The following is a 17,566-nucleotide window of genomic DNA, read 5'->3' on the forward strand; positions in this document are numbered from 1 at the left end:
CCATGTCCGGAGATTTCATCGACCGATTGCTCGGCCGCAGTACGGAGCCCGATACCGGTTCGTCGCCGACCGGCGGGGCGGTTTCGGGGTCGGAACCGCTGTTGGAGAGGTACGACCCGCAACTCGACCGGCTCGCGTCGCTCACGGGCGAACCGGACCTGACGACTGGTACCCATTCCCACCTCACTGATCCGCTCGGTGTCGACCGGGAGACGGTGCGTGAGCAGGCGCGGACGTACCGCGACCACGGCGTCTCCGCCGACGGTTTCCTGGCATCCTACGGCGTCGTCACGGATGCGCTGGTCTCGGCGGCGTTCGACGAGGTCCGTGAGGCGGTCGAGACCGACGAGGCGGCCGCGGCGGTCGACCGGGCAGAGTCACGACTCGGCAACGCACTGGGGGAGACGCTCGACTCGATGCGCGTCGGGGTCACGGCGTACGACGGGCAGCCAACCGCGACCGACGGCGGTGCCGTCTCGACGTCGACGGTTGGCGGCGAGACGGATTACGCCGCCGGACCCGACGACGCCGGCGGGAGCCCTATCGATGCGATCCCGATCGATACCGAACGGCTCCTCGACCACGTCGGGACCTGTCTCTTCGTGCTCGATGCCGACGGCGATATCGTCCTCTGGAACAGCGGGGCCGAGGAGCTGACCGGGGTCACCGCCGAGGCGGCCGCCGAGGTCGAGATGGCCAGCGAGGCGTTCTACCACGACGGGCGACGCGGGCAGACGCTCGCGGACAAGGTGCTGGACGCACCGGAGAACGCCGACGAGGCGTACGGCGTCCCGACGGTCGACGACGTCGAGTACACGCTCTATCGCGACCGGAGTACGATGGCCGACGCCGAGGGCGAGGATCGTCACATCTCCTTTAGCGCCGCCCCGCTGTACGAGGGGGACGAACTGGTCGGTGCCGTCGAGATGGTGCAGGATCGCACCGAGGACACCGTCCGCCGCGAGCGAACGACCGACCTCCTCATGGAACTGCAATCGACGATCGAAGCCATCCATGACGGCGAGTACGACGCGCGCGCCTCCTTCGAGCACGAGGGGCGTGTCGACGAGGAACTGCTGTCGGTCGTCGACTCGCTCAACGCCATGGCCGGCCAGTTCGAACTCCTGGCGACGGAGGTCCGCGAGGAGGTGGCGGCGTTACACGAGGACTCCGAGACGGTCGCGGACCGATCCGTCCAGATCAGTCAGTCCACCGGTGAACAGACCGAGACGATGCACCAGCTCTCGGCGGAGATCTCGAACCTCTCGGCCACCGTCGAGGAGGTCGCCTCCAGCGCGAGTCAGGTCGATGCGACCAGTGATCGGGCCGAAGACCTCGCCGTCGAGGGCCAGGAGTCGGCCGAGACGGCGGTCGACCTGATGGAAGACGTCGAGGATTCGGCCGACGTGGTCCGCGACGACGTCACGCACCTCCAGGACCGCATCACGGAGATCAACGACATCGTCGAGGTGATCAACGACATCGCCGACCAGACGAACATCCTGGCGCTGAACGCCTCCATCGAGGCGGCCCGTGCCGGCGAGGCCGGCGAGGGGTTCGCCGTCGTCGCCGAGGAGGTCAAGGCACTCGCCGAGCGCTCTCAGCAAAACGCCACGGAGATCGAGGCGCTCATCGACGGCATCCAGTCCGACACCGACGAGACGGTCTCGAACCTCGAGACGACGACCCACCACATCAGCGATGTCATCGAGCAGGTCGAGGAGGCCATGGACCGCCTCGCCGACATCACCGACGCCGTCAGCGAGACGTCGGCGGGGATCCAGGAGGTCGCCGACGCGACCGACGAGCAGGCGGCCTCCACCGAGGAGGTCGCCAGCATGATCGACGAAGCCGCGGACCAGGCCGAAACCATCGCGGCCGATATCGACGAGATCGCCGACGCCAATCGCCAGCAAAAGGAGCGAGCGGACGACATCCGGGCGATGATCGCAGACCAGTCGTTCTAGTCGATGTACCCGAGTGCGGACTCGATGCGGCCCAGTTCCGGGCCGGTCGTGTCCTGGCCGACGACGTAGCCGTGTTCGTTGGCGAGCAGTCCCGACCCGACGAGTGCCCCGCCGTAGTTGATCGTCCCGATGTCGGCGGGGACGTCGAGCAGTTCTTCGAGGAAGTCCAGCTCCTCGTCGGTCGATTTCGGGTGACAGAGCACCCCGCGGTCGGTCGCGACGGCGGCGGTGCCGACGGTCCGGACGCCCGCGAGCGTCCCGCGTTCGACGGGCACGTCGAGAGCGTCCTTGACCGCCTGGACGGCCTCACGGGAGAGATCCGGGTGGACGTACGCGCCGCTGTCGTTGGCCAGGACGACGTTCCCGGCCGCGTTGATCCGTCCCGGGAGCTCGGTGACGGGCAGGTCACACCCCTCGGCGATGCGCTCGCGTTCCATCTCGGAGACGCGGCTGCTGACCAGCAGGCCGTTGTCGTTTCCGGTTGCGAGCGCGCCGACCGTTCCCGACCCGCCGACGGTCGTGGAGATCGCCGGCACACCGAGTTCCTCGGCGACGTCCGCACGGACCGTCTCGTCGATGTCCGGTCGGACGAGCAGACACTCGTCGGTGGCCCGTGCGAAGACGCCGACGTACGCCGAACCGGCGAAGGCCGCGCGAAGCAAAGCTATGCCGTCTCTGCTTCGACGACGCTCTCGCCCTCTTCCTCGAAGCGGGCAGCGCGTACGCGGACCTTGCTCGGCGGCTTCTTCTGGCCTCGCGACCAGACCTCCTCGTTGATCGACGTGTCGAGGCGGACGTCGTCTTCAGGGACGTTGAAGTTCGTCGCGAGGTGCTCGCGGATGAGCGACATCGCTTTGCCGGCGCGTTCGTGTTTCGCGGTCGCGTTGACGTCACGGAGCGGGACGGTGATGACCCGCTCTTCGAAATCACCTGCGCTCATTATTCGTCCGTGTCACTGCTGCGCCAGTTGCGGCGCTGGGGGTTTCGCGAGACGTCGCGGTCGGTCTTCATCATGATCCACGCCGGCACGCGGCAGTTCTGCCGGTCTTTCTTGGCGAGGCGCTTTTTCTTGGCCTTCGACTTCTTACCCATAGTGCGCCCACCTTCTCCGCCGGCGCTTAAATTTGTGTTCTTTTCGCCCTCCCCGCCTCCGCCGGAGCATCCCCGGTCGAACGGTGGGTCCGGCCCCTGCACCAGTCGGTTCGCCGCGTCTCGGGGATCGGCCCACGATTCGACGAAACGAGTCTCAACGCTGATATTTGGGGCGTAGAATATATATACACCGCTCCGCAACCATCTGGTACTGGCACACGGCGTGCCACCCCCCACAACCGCTTTCGAGCGGTTTCCCCCCCCACCCACCCCCTACGTTTTCGGAGTGATCGACCGAGAAGCGATCGCTATCGCTGGGCCTCGGAGTTCGTTCCTGCCGACGAATCCTCGTCGATAATCACGACTTCGGTTCGACGGAGTGCCGTCTCACGCTTGGATACACGAGAACTGGAGAACGACGGCGGCGACGTGTGGCGTGCCACCCTTCTGCGCTCCCCCGAGCGCGTACCGTCGGCGTCCCCCCGAACGCCGCGGCGATGGTCGCCCGGCCTCTGCCGGGTTATCTACTTCCACGTGCGCTTCCCGAGTGTATCCACTGCCGGATATACACCCGCCTTTTTACCAGAATGTAGGCGAGAATGCCCCGTCCTCAAGGAGCGACCAGAGGGAGCGAGTAGGGCGGGGATGAATCGCCGTATCCTATGCAAACAATTAAGCTGCTATCGGCCTGTAATCAGGGCGCGGCGATGGAATACACACACCGCTACTGCGCCCACCCGCCAAGTGAGGTAGCGGCGGAACTCGAACGGCATATCGACATCCATCGTCAAGCCTACAACTACACCCGCTACGAGTACGAAGATCTGCCCGATGACACAGACACTATCGGCAGTGCGTACAAACACCATAAGCGTCTCAAACCGTGGAAAGATGAGTTCCCGGTGTTCGGTGAGGTTCACTCGAAAGCCCTCCAGAGGACAGTTACACGGTTCTACGATAACCTCAGCAACCTGAAAGACAGGAAAGACGCCGGGTACAACGTCGGGTGGTTGAAGTGGAAGGCACCGCGAGAGTTTCAGAGTATGACGTATTCGCAGTCTGGCTTCGAACTCAAAAACACGAGTGGCCAGACCGCGACACTGTGGCTCTCCAAAATCGGTGACATTCCACTCACGTATCACCGCGACATACCCGATGAAGCAGTAATTAAAGAAGTCACGGTCAAACACGAACCCACCGGAGAATGGTTCGTCTCCTTTGCACTTGACGTGGATGAGGAACACCTCCCCGAGAAACAGCCGGTCGATGAGTTAGAAGCGGTGGATTGTGTGGGTGTTGACCTCGGCATCCTCAACTACATTCATACGAGTGACGGCCTCTCAGTCGAGAAGTTGGAAATAGAAGCCGAGTACGAACGCCTACGGAAAGCCCAGCGAACCTTGTCACGGCGAGAACAGGGCAGGGAGAACTGGGAGAAACAACGAAAACGGGTTGCGTCCATCAAGCGTCGTATCCGGCGAAAAGTCCTTGATTTCCAGCATAAACTTTCGACGTGGCTGGTCACTGAGTACGACGCGGTGTTCGTTGAGGATTTGGACGTGAAGCGGATGCTGGAAGGCAGTCAGAATGCTCAGAACAAGCAGGATGCAGCGTGGCGACAATTCATCCAACTGTTAGAGTACAAAGCCGACCTGCATGGGTGTCACGTCCGGCAGGTCAACCCAGAAAACACCACCAAGATGTGTAGCGAGTGCGGTGTGAAAACGGACAAACCGCTGTGGGTGCGCGAACACAGTTGTCCGTCGTGTGGGTTTGAACTTGACCGTGACTGGAACGCCGCACTCAACGTCTTAGAACGTGGATTGCGAAAGTTAGGGCTGGGACAGTCCGAAGTACAACGCCTGCTGGAGACTGGAGCCGCTGTGGAGCAGACTCACCGGGAGTCTGTTTCTGCAAGTTCCGTCGTTGAAGCAGGAAGTCCGACGCGAGAGCAAGGAAGCCCCGACCTCAAGGAAGCGGCGGTAGCCGCTGAGTAGGTCGGGGTAGTTCACACGAACGCCAGCGGCACCATCACGAGCACGCCGACGACGAGTCCCGAGACGAGTTCCCGGTAGCCCCGACCGGGGAGTCCCGAGCCGTGCTCCAGGGCTTCGGGGATGAACTCCGAGAGGACCAGATACACCATCGCGCCGGCGGCGAAGCCGAAGCCGGCGGGCAGGAACTCCCGGGCGATGCGGACGAAGTAGAACGCGAGCACCGCGCCGATGGGCTGGGGGAGGCTCGAAAACACCGCCCACCAGACCATCTTCCAGTTCGAGACGCCCATCGACCGCAGCGGGATGGAGATCGCCAGTCCTTCCGGGACGTTGTGGATGGAGATGGCGACGGTCATGAAGATCGCGAGGACGGGCACGACGAACGGCCCGAACTCGAGGCCGCCGGCGAGGTTCAACTCCGCGAAGGAGACGCCGACGGCGACCCCCTCCGGGAAGCTGTGGACCGTCAGCACGCCCAGAATGAGCACCAGCTTCTGGAAGTCGGCTTCCTCGTACTCTCTGGGGTCGAAGTGGTGGTCCGAGATGAGGCGGTTGGCGACGACGACCAGGACGACGCCCGCGAGCAACCCGGCGACCATCAGGTAGTAGTCGAACCGGCCGTCGGCCTCGGCCAGTCCCTCCATGACGAGCCCGAAGGTCGACGCCGAGACCATGATGCCCGACGCCAGCCCCCACAGCCCGACCTGGAGCCGGTCGCTCACCTCGTCGATGAAAAAGAACGGAAACGCCCCGATTCCCGTCGCCAGCGCCGTGATGAATCCCGCGACGAACACCAACACCAGATTCGCCAGCAGTCCCATGTTCGTCCCGGACTTGGCCCCCGCCCGGCTTAAGAATTATCACCAGCCTGATTGTTTTGGGTGGCCTAAATCCGGGGACGGTCCAGCGGCGACTGGACGTTCGTCCACGGGAAAGCCCCGACCTAAAACGTCCTTAGTCCCCTACCCGATGTGCGATGAGTACAATCCAGTTTTCTGGCCTAGTACCGTACGTTTATGTAGTAGTTTCGCCGAACAGCAAGTGATGTCAAAAGCTAAATCGAGTACAACTGGAAGAACGTTCACTGTCGTGGACGCGATGGATGCGACCGGGCGGCTGACCGTTCGGGCGGCGGCGACGGGCGAGACCTACGAGGTCGTCGACTTCGTAGACGAACTGGTACGCGAGCGGGTCAAGACCCTCTCGCCGGGGAGCACGGTCCAGTTGGAGGTGACGCCGTGTGCGAGCAGCGAGCGGGGCTGTACGGTCACGCGTGTGCTCCCTGCGACGCCGCTCGGTCCGCTCGGGGCCGACTGACCGGTCTAGTTAGAGTTCGAACCGTTCGAGCGTCGCGTACTCGGGACCGTCCTCGGTGAGTTCGCTCTCGGTGAGTTGGACCTCCTCGACGTCCAGGGTCCCCGCTGTCGGGTCTTCCTCCTGCACTGTCTGCTGGACCTGTTCTTTCCCGCCAGCGTGTTCCATCCGCGCGAGGGTGACGTGTGGCGTGAAGTCGTGGTCGCTCTCCTCGAAGCCCAACTCGACCACGCGGGGCTCGATGGCGGCCTGGAGCGCGGTCATCTCCTCACTGCCCGCCTCGACGCCGAGCCAGATCACGCTGATGTAGTCGAGCGACGGGAACACGCCGAGCCCGCCGAACTCGGCGGTGAAGGGGCCGACGCCGGCCTCCGCGACAGCGTCGTCGAGCGCCTCGACGATGTCCTCGACCCGGTGTGAGGGCGCGTCGCCGAGGAACTGCAACGTGACGTGGGCCTGTTCCGGGTCGGTCATCTTCAGGCCGGGCACGTCCGAGAAGCGGTCCTGTAGATCGGCGACTTCCTCGCCGAGTCCGTCGAGGTCGATGCTGACGAACAGACGCTTGCCCATAGGCGTGGTACCGTCGGTTCGGGCTTGAAGCCATCGGCGAGCGGTCAGTGCGGTCGTCGAACCGTTCGGTGGCTCGGTCGGGGACGTAGCCCTTAACCGGCTCCCCGACTAAACCGGGGTACATGACCGAGAGAGAGCCCGAGGACCACGACTTCTCCGAGGGGCAGGGTTTCGACGACCCGTACGAGGAGTTCGACCTGGACCCGCCGGAGCTGTCGGTCGACCCGGACAAGGTCGACCCCGTCGACTCCCGCGTCGTCACCGACATGCTCGACGAGCGCAACCTCGCCAGCGAGGAGGTCGACGCCGAGCAACTGCTGGAAGTGGGGCTGGAGTACATGCACATCAACCGCTTCGAGCAGGCCGCCGACGCCCTCGAACGGGTCGCCCGCTTCGCCGAGGACGAACGCATCGAACAGGAGGCCTGGACGAACAAGGGCGCGGCCCACTCCCAGCTCGAAGAGTGGGACATGGCCATCGGCGCGTACAAGGAGGCCATCGACATCGACGCCTCCAGCGACCACACCGCGACCGCCGAGACGAACCTCGCCTACGCGCTCTGGGAGGCCGGCCGGTCCGAGCAGGCCCTAGAACACGCCGAGAAGGCCGTCGAGATCGACGAGCGCTTCGCCGAAGCCTGGTACAACCGCGGCTTCTTCCTGCTCGAACGGGGCCTCGCCGAGGACGCGCTGAACTCCTTCGACAACGCGATCCGCCTGGGCCACCGCAATACGGCGATCCTGGAGGAAAAAGCCAGAGCACTCGAAGAACTCGGCGAGTACGACGAGGCAGAAGAGATCGCCCAGGAGGCCGAAGAGATGCGCGAGCGGGCCGAAGAGGAACTCATCGACCAGCGAGAATGATCCTCAACGAACGCGACACGGAGGACGGACTGCTCGTCTCCGTCTGTGACCCGGACGTCCTCGGGGAGACCTTCGAGGACGGCCCCGTCTCGCTGACCGTCGACGAGGACTTTTACGACGGGGAGCGCGTCGACGAGGACGCCGTCGTCAGCAGCCTCGCGCGCTGTGCGGTCGCCAACCTCGTCGGAGCCGAGACCGTCGAGGTCGCCATCGAACACGGCTTCGTCGACGAGGCGAACGTCCTCGACATCGAGGACACGCGCCACGCCCAGATGCTCCGGATGTAGGCCGGGACGAGCGCTGGGCCTTTTGAAAGCCTCGCACTCGCGGCTGAACGCTTATTGAGATTCCCGCTCCGATAGTTGCCATGCAGATCACGGGGATCAACCAGTACACTGTCGAGTACCAGGCAGCGGGGAGTTTCGAGCCGACCTGGATTCCGGGGTATCCACAGGGAACACACGAGGTCGCGCTGTTCGAGGTCGAGACCGACGCCGGCATCACGGGCTACGGCGCGATGCCGAGTTTCGCCGGCGGGATGGACTTCGAGGACCCGCTCTCCTTTTTCCTGCTCGGGGAGGACCCCCACGACGTCGAAGGGATCCTCGGCAAATTAGAGAGCATCAATCTCATCGGTCCGCGCCCGTGGGGCGTCGAGATCGCCCTGTGGGACATCATCGGCAAGGACGCGGGCAAGCCGGTCTACGAACTGCTGGGCGGCAGCTCCACTCAGATCCCGATTTACGCCTCGACCGGCCAGCTCATGCCGGCCGAGGAACGCATCGACTACGTCGCGGACCGCATTGAGGAGGGCGTCGAGGCCGTCAAACTCCGCGTGACCGAGCCCGACCACATCGACATCGTCCGGGAGGTACGGGAGGCGTTCCCGGACCTGACGCTGATGGTCGACGCGAACAAGGGGTGGGCGGTCCGCGTCATGGAGGACGAGATCGAGTGGTCCTACACCGACGCACTCGAATTCGCCCGCGGCCTCGAAGACGTGGGCGGCGTCGAATGGCTCGAGGAGCCCCTGCCCCGGCACGACTACGAGGGGTACGCGCGCCTGCGCGACGCGGTGGATGTCCCCATCGCCGGCGGCGAGTTCAACAACGGCATCCACCACTTCCGGGAGTTCGTGACACACGGCTCGCTGGACGTGCTCCAGCCCGATGCCGCGCTGGCGACGGGCATCAAACGGGCCAACGAGGTCGCCGCGATGGCCCGCCAGCACGGCCTGCGATACATTCCCCACACCTGGACGAACGGGATCGGGTTCGTCGCGAACCTCCACGTCATGGTCGCCAACGACTCGCCGTGGTGTGAGTTCCCGATGGAACCCCCGTGGGATCCCGACGTGCGCGATTTCGTGCTCACCGAGACAATCGACCACGAGGACGGATACGTCACGCCGCCGGACGGGCCGGGGCTGGGCGTCGACATCGAACCGGCGTATCTGGCGGACTAACCCCGTTACCGTCGGCGGGAATCGTAAGGGGGACAACCGCCCACCTCCCGGTTCCGGTAATGACAGACGATCGCTTCGAGTTCGTGACGGAGATGTCGATCCGCTATCGTGATCTCGACCCCTGGGACCACGTCAACAACGCCGTCTACGCGACCTACCTCGAACAGGCCCGCATCCAGTATCTCGATGCGGTCCTCGACGAGTCGATGGGTGGCCGGGATTTCGTCCTCGCCCACCTCGAACTGGACTACCAGCAGTCCGTCGAGTACCGCGACGAGCTCACCATCGCGCTCCGGGTCAGCGAGATGGGCACGTCCAGCCTCTCCTTTGCGTACGAGGTCCGAGCCGACGGCGAGGTCGCGGCCACCGGCGAGACGACGCAGGTCCACATCGGTGCCGACGGTCCCGCGCCGCTGCCCGATTCCTGGCGGGAGACCATCGAACAGTTCGAACCGGCGCTGGCGTAGCCGCCTGGCCCCGACCGGACCGAAGGACAGTTGAGGCCGCAACTCTTAGGCTGGCCTAATGGAACCTCCGCAGACCGAACCGCTCGACGTGGACCGGATCCGTTCGGACTTCCCCATTCTGGAGCGCGAATTCGACGGCACGCCGCTGGTCTACCTGGACAACGCGGCGACGAGCCAGACGCCGGACCAGGTCGTCGACGCCATCGCCCACTACTACCGCCACTACAACGCCAACGTCCACCGCGGTCTCCACCAGCTGTCACAGGAAGCCTCGATCGCCTACGAGGAGGCCCACGACCGCGTCGCGGAGTTCATCGGCGCGTCTGGCGGCCGCGAGGAAGTCGTCTTCACCAAGAACACCACCGAGTCGATGAACACCGTCGCCTACGCCTGGGGACTCTCCGAACTGGGGCCCGGCGACGAGATCGTCCTGACCGAGATGGAACACCACGCCGCCCTGGTCACCTGGCAGCAGATCGCCAAGAAGACCGGCGCCGAGGTGAAGTTCGTCCGTGTCGACGAGGAGGGGTATCTGGACATGGACCACGCCCGCGAGTTGATCACTGACGACACCGAGATGGTCAGCGTCGTCCACGTCTCGAACACGCTGGGGACGATCAACCCCGTTTCCGAACTGGCGGACATCGCCCACGACCACGACTCGCTGATCTTCGTCGACGGTGCCCAGTCGGCCCCGCACGTCTCCATCGACGTCGAGGCCATCGACGCCGACTTCTTCGCCTTCTCCGGACACAAGATGTGCGGTCCGACCGGCATCGGCGTTCTCTACGGGAAAGAACACCTCCTCGAGGAGATGCAGCCGTACCTCTACGGCGGCATGATGATCTCGAAGGTCACCTTCGAGGACTCGACCTGGCACGAGTTGCCCTGGAAGTTCGAGGCCGGGACCCCGGTCATCGCCCAGGGCATCGCGCTCGCGGAGGCCATCGACTACCTCGAAGACATCGGGATGGATCGGATCGAGGCCCACGAGGAGGCCCTCGCCGAGTACGCCTACGACCGCCTCTCGGAGTTCGAGGACATCGACATCCTCGGCCCGCCGGGCGACGACCGGGCCGGACTGGTCTCCTTCAACCTCGACTCGGTCCACGCCCACGACGTGTCGGAGATTCTCAACAGCCACGGTGTCGCCGTCCGCGCCGGCGACCACTGCACCCAACCGCTCCACGACAAACTCGGCGTGCCAGCCTCCGCACGCGCCTCCTTCTACATTTACAACACGAGGGAAGAAATCGACACGATGATCGACGCGCTGGAAGACGCGCGTGAGTTGTTCGCGTAGGACTGCCTGTTCCCGACCCCCTCCGTTTTGTCTCCACTCGGGCACATCTCAGCGAACCGTCGGGTCCGTAGCTTCTACTGTTGGGCCGTGGTACCGTGTGCCGCATGGCGATCTGTCCGCATTGCGACGGCGACATCAGCGAATGGGCACAGCGACTCGAACAGGCACCGGCGGCCAACACGCCGAAGGTGTGGACCTGCCCGGAGTGTGAGACGATCCTGGGTATCTCCGACTGGGGGACGACCGAACAGGACAAACAGGCCCAACAGCCGACGCAGTAACGCCGTTCCTTAGAGCGCCGGGAGCACGAGGAAGCGAACGACCCAGAGCGTTACCATCCCGGCGGCCATCGTGGCGAAGACGTTCTCGGTGCGCCAGGCCACCGCACCAGCGAACCCGCCGGCGACGAGTTTGTCCACGGCGAGGCCGGTCTCGGCCTGGAGAGTGACGAACGCGGGGGCGACCAGCGCCGCGAGGACGGCCGCGGGAACGTATCGGAGCGCCCGTTCGAGTCGCGGCGGGATCTCGTCGAGCCGGCCGAACAGCGCGATGAAGGAGAGCCGGATGGCGTACGTGAGGGCGCCGATGACGGCGATGACGCCCCAGACCGCGGGGTCGGTGTAGCTAGTGGCCATCGCTCTCCACCACGTCCATGCGGCGCTCGGCGACGAGTCCGATCGGGATGGCGACCGACGCCCCGACGAGCAGGCCGAGGTTGAGTGGGAGGCCCGCGCCCGCGACCGCGACGGTGCCGCTGACCAGTGCAGCGACGACGGTCGGCCCGTCCTCCATGGCGGGCACCAGCAGTGCCAGGAAGACCAGCGGGACGGCGAACTCGAGGCCCCACGCGTCGGGGACGCCGGTCCCGAGCACGACGCCGGCGACGGTCGCGAGTTGCCAGACGGCCCAGAGCGTGGCGGCGACCCCGAGATAGTACGATTTCCGGTCGACGGAGCGCTCCGAGCGGTAGCTGGCGATCGAGAGCGCGTACGCCTGGTCGGTCAGGAGGTACGCCAGCCCGCCTTTCCACCTCGCCGAGAGGTCACGGAGGTAGGGGGCGATCGACGCCGAGTACATTACCATCCGGAGATTGATGACGACGGCCGTGACGACGACGACGGCCAGCGGTGCGTCGCTACCGAGCAGATCGAGTGCTGCGAGCTGGGACGCACCGGCGAACACGACGACGGACATCCCGAGCGCCTGTGAGAGGTCCAGTCCCGCGTTCACGGCCGCGATCCCCGCCACGAGGCCGAACGGTGCGACACCGAGCAAGAGCGGAGAGACGTCTCGGACGCCACGACGGAAGTCGGCGGAGTTCATATCCGGGTCGTCGTCACGGAACGGTCTAAGGATGATCGTTTTCCGCTCTAGGTGTTGGTTATTTGTTAGTCTTCGCGTCGGCCCTGGGCCAGCGCCCAGAGGACGATCACGAGTCCCTCGATGCGCGCTGCGGTGTACACCCACGGGCGCAACTCGAAGTCGCTGTCCGGCGTGACCGCGCGGTCCATCCAGAAATCGACGACTCGTCGGGGGACGAGCAGTTCGAGCAGGCCGAGCGCGAGGAACGCGAGTCGGAAGCGCATACGGAATGTCGGGCCCCTCTCTGCATATTCCTTCCGCTGACTCGCTCGTGCGAACGTCTCCCTCGGAACGCTTATCCGCGAGACGCCGCTATACTGGATTACCAATGGTCGGCGGCTCCGATATGTACCGACAGCAGATCCTCGACCACTACAAGAGTCCCCGAAACTACGGGGAACTCGAGGATCCCACGTTCACCCACGTCGGCGAGAACCCGATGTGCGGTGACACTATCGAGATGCAGGTCAAACTCGACGACGACGAGGAGAAAATCGAGTACGTCGCCTTCCAGGGCGACGGCTGTGCCATCTCACAGGCCTCCGCGTCGATGCTCTCCGAGAAGTTACAGGAGACGCCCATCGACGAACTACGAGAGATGGACCGCGACGACATCGTCGACATGCTCGGCGTCGATATCTCACCGATGCGGATCAAGTGTGCGGTGCTGGCCGAGAAGGTCGCCCAGGACGGCGCGGACATCTACTTCGGCGAACTGGACGTCGAGAAGACGACGACTGAAGACGACGAGTAGATTCTGCGGACAGCTCCCGACGCGACTCGTCTTACATGAACCCGGCGAGAACGGGAGACCCTACGACCCTCTTTCGTACCGATAGACGTCGACGGCGTTGTACTCGCGACTCTCGCGTCCCTCGTAGCCCCGGCGTTCGAGCAGTCGCTGGAACCGCGCTTCCTGTGTCGACTCCATCCGCGAACTGACCAGCCAGACCGTCTCGTGCCCCCGAACGGTCGCGTTCAGGTGGCTCGCGTTCGCGTCCTCCTGGACGCCACGCACAGCGCCGGGTCCCTCGTAGTAGAACGCGAACGTGTCGTTCGCGGCCCGGTCGCTGACGACCACGAGATCTCCCTCTGTGGCGTTGGCCGCGACGAACCCCGTTGCCTCCCGCCACTCGCCGTTCTGTGGCTGTCCGTAGTACCCCGGGAGCCCCGCGACGGCCGCGCCGAGGAGCAGGACGATCCCGATGTATCTGAACTCGACCGATCCGAGCCGACGGATTTCCTTCGAGAGAAAGAGAAGCAGGGCGGGGAGGGCGGCGACGGTGTAGCGGGCGACGAACAGCGGCGCGACGAGATACGAGAGGACGAACGGAGCCAGAACGGGGACGAGGAACCACCAGGCCAGCAGCGTGGTGTTTTCGCGGTGCAACGGGACGCGACTCGCCCCGACGGCGGCGAACACACAGACGAGGACGATGGCCGCCAGTCCGAGCAGGGGGTCCCGCGGGTGGAGGTAGCGCCCGACGGCGAAGACGAGGCGCGAGAGGGTCGGCTCGGGGATCCAGCCCAGCGCGACACCGCCGCCGTCGTCCAGCGCGAACACCTGCCGCGAGAGGACGGCGACGTACGGCAGCACCAGGAGGCCGACCCCGGCCTGGAGGGCGAGCCACCGGCGTAGCGGGATCGGCCACTCGCCGTTCTCGTCGAGGAGCCTGCTCGTGAGTATCTGGCCGTTCTGGGCGGCGACGACGAACAGGCCGAACGCGTGGGTGTATCCCAGGACGACCGTCGAGCACAGGTAGCCAACGCCGGCCCGGCGGTCGGGGGATTCTCGCAGACGGACGAGCCAGTACATCGAGGCAAGCGTCGCCAGCACGAGCAGGCTGTACATCCGGGCGTTCTGTGACTGCTGGAGGTGCAGTCCCGAGACGGACAGCAACCCCGCCGCCAGCACGCCGACCTGTCGGTCGTAGAGACGCGCGCCAAGCGCGTACATGACCGGCAGCGCCGCGATGCCGAAGACCGCCGACAGCAGGCGGACGGGGGCTTCACCAGTCCCCAGCAGGCTGATCCAGCCGTCCAGCAGCGCGTAGTACAGCGGCGGGTGCCGGTCGACGAAGGGGAGTTCGACGATCACTTCGACGAGCGACCGCGACAGGACGTAGTTCAGCGACGCGATCTCGTCGAGCCAGTAGCTCTCGGTCCCTAGTCCGTAGAGACGGAGCGCAGTGCCGGCGACGAGGACCGCGTACAGCCACGGCGGCCGCTCGGTGAGCGTCGTTCGCACACGCTCCACCCCCGTGGAAACGGCGTCCTGGTCCACCCCCATGACTGCGTTCTCGTTGGTCTCACCTTTCGACACCGGAATAAAAAGTCACTGGTGCCGACAGATATCGTCGGGCGAGTTCCGCCGCCTACGCGTTCCGGACCTGCCGGAGCACGTCCGGTGCGTCGTCGAGGGCGTCGTCGAGTTCCGCTTCGTTCGGGCCGCCGCCCTGTGCGAAGTCCGGCGGGCCGCCGCCGCCGCCGCCGACGCGACCGGCGAGTTCGCCGACCACGTCACCGGCGTCGACGCCCGCGTCGTCCGGGACGGCGACGACGAACTGCGCGCCGTCCCGGCCGCTCCCGATGACGGCGATCTTGCCCTCCTCGACGATGGCGTTGGCCGTCGCCCGGAGTTCGTCCATGTCCGCGTCGAGGCGCTGTACGACGGCGGGCGTCCCGCCGACGTCGACCTCCTCGCCCGCGTCAGCGCCTGCTGCCCTGACTTCCGCGAGTTCCTCTTTCAACTCCTCAATGGTCTTGCCTCGTTCTTTCCACTCGGTGAAGAAGCGCTCGGCGGTTTCGGGCACGTCCTGGGGGCTCACGTCGAGGATTTCGGCGGCCTCGGAGAGGGCGTCCTCGGTCCGCTGGGTGGCCTCGATGGCGGCGTCGCCGGCCGCGAACGTGATGCGCTCGACGCCGTCCTGGATGCGCTCGGTGCCGAGAATCTTGATCGCGCCGACGTCGCCGGTCCGGGCGACGTGGGTGCCGCCGCAGGCCTGGACGTCCTCGTCGACGTGGATGAGCCGGATCTGTTCGCCCGGCGGGATGCCACCCTGGTAGAGGTCGAACCCGTGTTCGGCCTCGGCCTCGTTTCTGTGCGGCCACTCCTGGCTGACCGTGCTGTTGTCCATGACGATCTCGTTGGCCAGGTGTTCGATTTCCCTGACTTCCTCGCGGGAGATGGGCTCGTAGTGGCGCACGTCCAGGCGAGCGCTGTCCGTGTGTTTCTGGGCGCCGGCCTGGCGGATGTGGTCGCCCAGCACCCGTCGGGCGGCGTAGCCGACGATGTGCGTCGCGGTGTGGTGGCGCATCAACCGATGGCGGCGCGTCGCGTCGATCTGGCCGCGGACGAACTCGCCTTTCCCGGGGTCCTCGTCGGTCCGATGGCGGACCACGCCGTCGCTGATCTGGACGTCCCTGACCTCCGCGGTCACGTCGTCGGTCGAGAGCGTCCCGTGGTCGGCGGGCTGGCCACCGCCCTCCGGGTAGAACATCGTCTGGTCCAGGACGATGTCGTACTCGCCGTCCTCGCGCTCGAAGACGTCCAGGACGACCGCCTCGAAGTCCATTCGCGTCTGGTCCTCGTAGTAGAGCCGGTCGGTATCTGGCAGTTCCGCGATGCGGTCGGCGTAGGGGTCGTCCTCGTCGGCCTCGACGCCCTCGCCCCCGCCGTGGCGCTCGGCGACCAGCGAGTAGAAGTCGTCCGGCACCGCGACGTCGACGCCCTTCTCGGCGGCGATCTCCGCGACCATGTCCGGCTGGATTCCGTGTGAGTCGTACAGCTCGATGAGTTCCTTCGTGGGTATCGACTCGCCTTTCCCGGCGTACTCGTCGGCGAGCTGGCGGACTCGGCGGCCCCCGCGGTCGAGCGTCTCGCGGTAGCGTTCGACTTCCGTCCGGACGATGTCCCGGATCGTGTCGCGGTTCTCGTAGTCGAGTCGCTCGGCCTGCATGTCGACGAGTTCGTCCAGCGGCGCGTCGACGCCGACGTTGTCACAGAGGCGCTTGGTCCGCCGGAGGACCATCCGGGCGAGATAGCCCGTGCCGACGTTCGAGGGGACGATGCCGTCCCCGAGCATGTACGCGAGCGTCCGGCAGTGATCGGAGATGGCGTAGATGTCTTCGAGGGGTTCGACGAGATCGCGCAGTTCCGACGTGGAGACGCCGACCTGGTCGGCGATGTCGTCGCGGGCGGCCTCGACGTCGTCGACGTCGTCGATGTCCAGGTTGCCCGAGAGCCGTGCCGCGTCGTGGATGATCGATTCCTCCTCGTCGGTGTGGTCGATGCCGGCGTTGTCCTTCAGGAACGCGATCATGTCGGGGTAGACCGCCTCGTAGACGGTCGGGGTCCCCTGGCTCATCCAGGTCCACCGCTCTAACCCGTAGCCCGTGTCGACGATGTAGGTGTCCATCGGGCTGTAGCGGTTCCCGTCTTTCATCTCGTACTCGCCCTCGGGGTCCTGCTCCATGGACATGAAGACGAGCGTCGCGAGTTCCGCGCCCTTGTAGATGACCTCGATGGCGGGACCGGCGTTGCCGCCGCCGACCCACGGGTCCTCGATGTAGGTAATCTCGTCGAGGTCGGCACCCAGCGAGTCGAACAGTTCGTCGCAGAGTTCGACCGTCTCGTCTTTCCAGTAAACTTCGCCCTCGTAGGCGTACTGGTCGGGGTCCTCGATGTCCTCCCGGGCGTTGAAGGCGTGGTGGGCCATCATCTCGAAGGCCATGGTGTGGCGGCCGGTCTTCCCGACGTTGTCGATGTCCTGCATCCGGATGCAGGGCTGGGAGATGGTGAGGGGATTCGCGGGGGGTGGCGTCTCCCCCGACGTGACCAGCGGCTGGAAGTCGTAGATCGACGCCTGCGTCAGGAGGACGTCGTCGCGCCAGCGGTTGGCCGCGACCGGATAGGGATCGATGCGTTCGTGGTCGTGGTCCTCGAAAAAGGAGAGGAACGCCTCGCGCATCTCCGCCAGGCTGTGTTCCTCGTCGAACCCCGGGTCGTCGATGAAGCTGTACTCCGCACAGGGCGGTTCGCCGCAGGTCTGTCGGTCCCCGTCCCGCGTCCAGAAGTTGGCCCCACACTCCGAGCATTCCAGTCGGTGGAAGCCCTCGTCCTCGAAGTACTGGAGCTGGTACTCCTCCTCTAGGCTCATTCGTTGG

Annotated in this window: 20 protein-coding genes; 10 read left to right on the top strand and 10 right to left on the bottom strand. The window is 65.4% G+C overall.

Features of this window, described 5'->3' with window-relative positions; genetic code table 11:
• The first annotated feature begins 2 nt into the window (after positions 1-2).
• On the top strand, positions 3-1,967 hold the full coding sequence (locus E2481_RS12955) for a methyl-accepting chemotaxis protein (RefSeq protein WP_136717577.1): 1,965 nt from the start codon (positions 3-5) through the stop codon (positions 1,965-1,967).
• On the opposite strand, the gene E2481_RS12960 is transcribed toward E2481_RS12955, so the two are convergent.
• The 3 genes from E2481_RS12960 to E2481_RS12970 are packed head-to-tail and all read right to left on the bottom strand — an operon-like array spanning position 1,964 to position 3,059.
• Entirely contained in the window at positions 1,964-2,629 is a 666-nt protein-coding gene (locus E2481_RS12960) for a translation initiation factor IF-6 (protein ID WP_136717578.1), read from the bottom strand. The two genes, E2481_RS12955 and E2481_RS12960, sit on opposite strands and share 4 nt — an antisense overlap.
• Before the next feature lie 2 nt (positions 2,630-2,631).
• Positions 2,632-2,907, bottom strand: coding sequence for a 50S ribosomal protein L31e (locus tag E2481_RS12965; protein ID WP_136717579.1), 276 nt, complete (start codon positions 2,905-2,907; stop codon positions 2,632-2,634).
• The gene (locus E2481_RS12970) at positions 2,907-3,059 is read right to left on the bottom strand and encodes a 50S ribosomal protein L39e (RefSeq protein WP_136717580.1); all 153 of its coding nucleotides are present in this window, start codon (positions 3,057-3,059) and stop codon (positions 2,907-2,909) included. Before E2481_RS12970 ends, E2481_RS12965 begins: the two co-directional genes overlap by 1 nt.
• A gap of 707 nt (positions 3,060-3,766) precedes the next feature.
• Between E2481_RS12970 and E2481_RS12975 the strand changes: the two genes are divergently transcribed.
• Entirely contained in the window at positions 3,767-5,056 is a 1,290-nt protein-coding gene (locus E2481_RS12975) for an RNA-guided endonuclease InsQ/TnpB family protein (protein WP_136717581.1), read from the top strand.
• An 11-nt stretch (positions 5,057-5,067) separates the two neighbouring features.
• Here the strand turns inward: E2481_RS12975 and E2481_RS12980 are convergent, their stop codons facing one another.
• On the bottom strand, positions 5,068-5,877 hold the full coding sequence (locus tag E2481_RS12980) for a ZIP family metal transporter (protein WP_136717582.1): 810 nt from the start codon (positions 5,875-5,877) through the stop codon (positions 5,068-5,070).
• A gap of 223 nt (positions 5,878-6,100) precedes the next feature.
• On the opposite strand from E2481_RS12980, the gene E2481_RS19300 reads away from it, so the two are divergent.
• On the top strand, positions 6,101-6,373 hold the full coding sequence (locus tag E2481_RS19300; RefSeq protein WP_136717583.1) for a hypothetical protein: 273 nt from the start codon (positions 6,101-6,103) through the stop codon (positions 6,371-6,373).
• Positions 6,374-6,382: 9 nt separating this feature from the next.
• On the opposite strand, the gene thpR is transcribed toward E2481_RS19300, so the two are convergent.
• Positions 6,383-6,940 (bottom strand): RNA 2',3'-cyclic phosphodiesterase, encoded by a 558-nt coding sequence (thpR, locus tag E2481_RS12990; protein ID WP_136717584.1) that lies wholly within the window; start codon positions 6,938-6,940, stop codon positions 6,383-6,385.
• Positions 6,941-7,062: 122 nt separating this feature from the next.
• On the opposite strand from thpR, the gene E2481_RS12995 reads away from it, so the two are divergent.
• The 6 genes from E2481_RS12995 to E2481_RS18740 all read left to right on the top strand — a co-directional run bounded on the left by E2481_RS12995 (position 7,063) and on the right by E2481_RS18740 (position 11,319).
• On the top strand, positions 7,063-7,803 hold the full coding sequence (locus tag E2481_RS12995) for a tetratricopeptide repeat protein (RefSeq protein ID WP_136717585.1): 741 nt from the start codon (positions 7,063-7,065) through the stop codon (positions 7,801-7,803).
• A complete protein-coding gene (locus tag E2481_RS13000; RefSeq protein ID WP_136717586.1) occupies positions 7,800-8,090 on the top strand; it encodes a DUF424 domain-containing protein in 291 nt (96 codons plus the stop codon). Before E2481_RS12995 ends, E2481_RS13000 begins: the two co-directional genes overlap by 4 nt.
• A gap of 80 nt (positions 8,091-8,170) precedes the next feature.
• Positions 8,171-9,268, top strand: a complete 1,098-nt coding sequence (locus E2481_RS13005) for a mandelate racemase/muconate lactonizing enzyme family protein (protein ID WP_136717587.1) — start codon at positions 8,171-8,173, stop codon at positions 9,266-9,268.
• A 59-nt stretch (positions 9,269-9,327) separates the two neighbouring features.
• The gene (locus tag E2481_RS13010; RefSeq protein WP_136717588.1) at positions 9,328-9,735 is read left to right on the top strand and encodes an acyl-CoA thioesterase; all 408 of its coding nucleotides are present in this window, start codon (positions 9,328-9,330) and stop codon (positions 9,733-9,735) included.
• Between the two features lie 58 nt (positions 9,736-9,793).
• On the top strand, positions 9,794-11,038 hold the full coding sequence (locus E2481_RS13015) for an aminotransferase class V-fold PLP-dependent enzyme (RefSeq protein WP_136717589.1): 1,245 nt from the start codon (positions 9,794-9,796) through the stop codon (positions 11,036-11,038).
• 104 nt (positions 11,039-11,142) lie between these two features.
• Positions 11,143-11,319, top strand: coding sequence for a hypothetical protein (locus E2481_RS18740; RefSeq protein ID WP_169302438.1), 177 nt, complete (start codon positions 11,143-11,145; stop codon positions 11,317-11,319).
• 9 nt (positions 11,320-11,328) lie between these two features.
• Here the strand turns inward: E2481_RS18740 and E2481_RS13020 are convergent, their stop codons facing one another.
• The 3 genes from E2481_RS13020 to E2481_RS13030 all read right to left on the bottom strand — a co-directional run bounded on the left by E2481_RS13020 (position 11,329) and on the right by E2481_RS13030 (position 12,624).
• Positions 11,329-11,673, bottom strand: a complete 345-nt coding sequence (locus tag E2481_RS13020) for an AzlD domain-containing protein (protein WP_136717590.1) — start codon at positions 11,671-11,673, stop codon at positions 11,329-11,331.
• The gene (locus tag E2481_RS13025; protein WP_136717591.1) at positions 11,663-12,361 is read right to left on the bottom strand and encodes an AzlC family ABC transporter permease; all 699 of its coding nucleotides are present in this window, start codon (positions 12,359-12,361) and stop codon (positions 11,663-11,665) included. The genes E2481_RS13020 and E2481_RS13025 overlap by 11 nt, the downstream gene beginning before the upstream one ends.
• Before the next feature lie 65 nt (positions 12,362-12,426).
• Positions 12,427-12,624 carry a hypothetical protein gene (locus tag E2481_RS13030; RefSeq protein ID WP_136717592.1) on the bottom strand — a complete coding sequence of 66 codons (198 nt, stop codon included), beginning with the start codon at positions 12,622-12,624 and terminating at the stop codon, positions 12,427-12,429.
• Between the two features lie 104 nt (positions 12,625-12,728).
• Here E2481_RS13030 and E2481_RS13035 point away from each other — a divergent pair, with 104 nt between their 5' ends.
• Complete coding sequence (locus E2481_RS13035; RefSeq protein WP_136717593.1) at positions 12,729-13,154, top strand: iron-sulfur cluster assembly scaffold protein; 426 nt, start codon at positions 12,729-12,731, stop codon at positions 13,152-13,154.
• Positions 13,155-13,214: 60 nt separating this feature from the next.
• Here the strand turns inward: E2481_RS13035 and E2481_RS13040 are convergent, their stop codons facing one another.
• Together E2481_RS13040 and alaS are read right to left on the bottom strand one after the other, a co-directional pair.
• Positions 13,215-14,723: a glycosyltransferase family 39 protein gene (locus E2481_RS13040; RefSeq protein WP_256867902.1), complete on the bottom strand. Its 1,509-nt coding sequence runs from the start codon at positions 14,721-14,723 to the stop codon at positions 13,215-13,217.
• Between the two features lie 52 nt (positions 14,724-14,775).
• On the bottom strand, positions 14,776-17,559 hold the full coding sequence (alaS, locus tag E2481_RS13045) for an alanine--tRNA ligase (RefSeq protein ID WP_136717595.1): 2,784 nt from the start codon (positions 17,557-17,559) through the stop codon (positions 14,776-14,778).
• Positions 17,560-17,566: the final 7 nt, after the last annotated feature.

This window comes from Halorientalis salina (genome assembly GCF_005049285.1).
Classification (GTDB): domain Archaea; phylum Halobacteriota; class Halobacteria; order Halobacteriales; family Haloarculaceae; genus Halorientalis; species Halorientalis salina.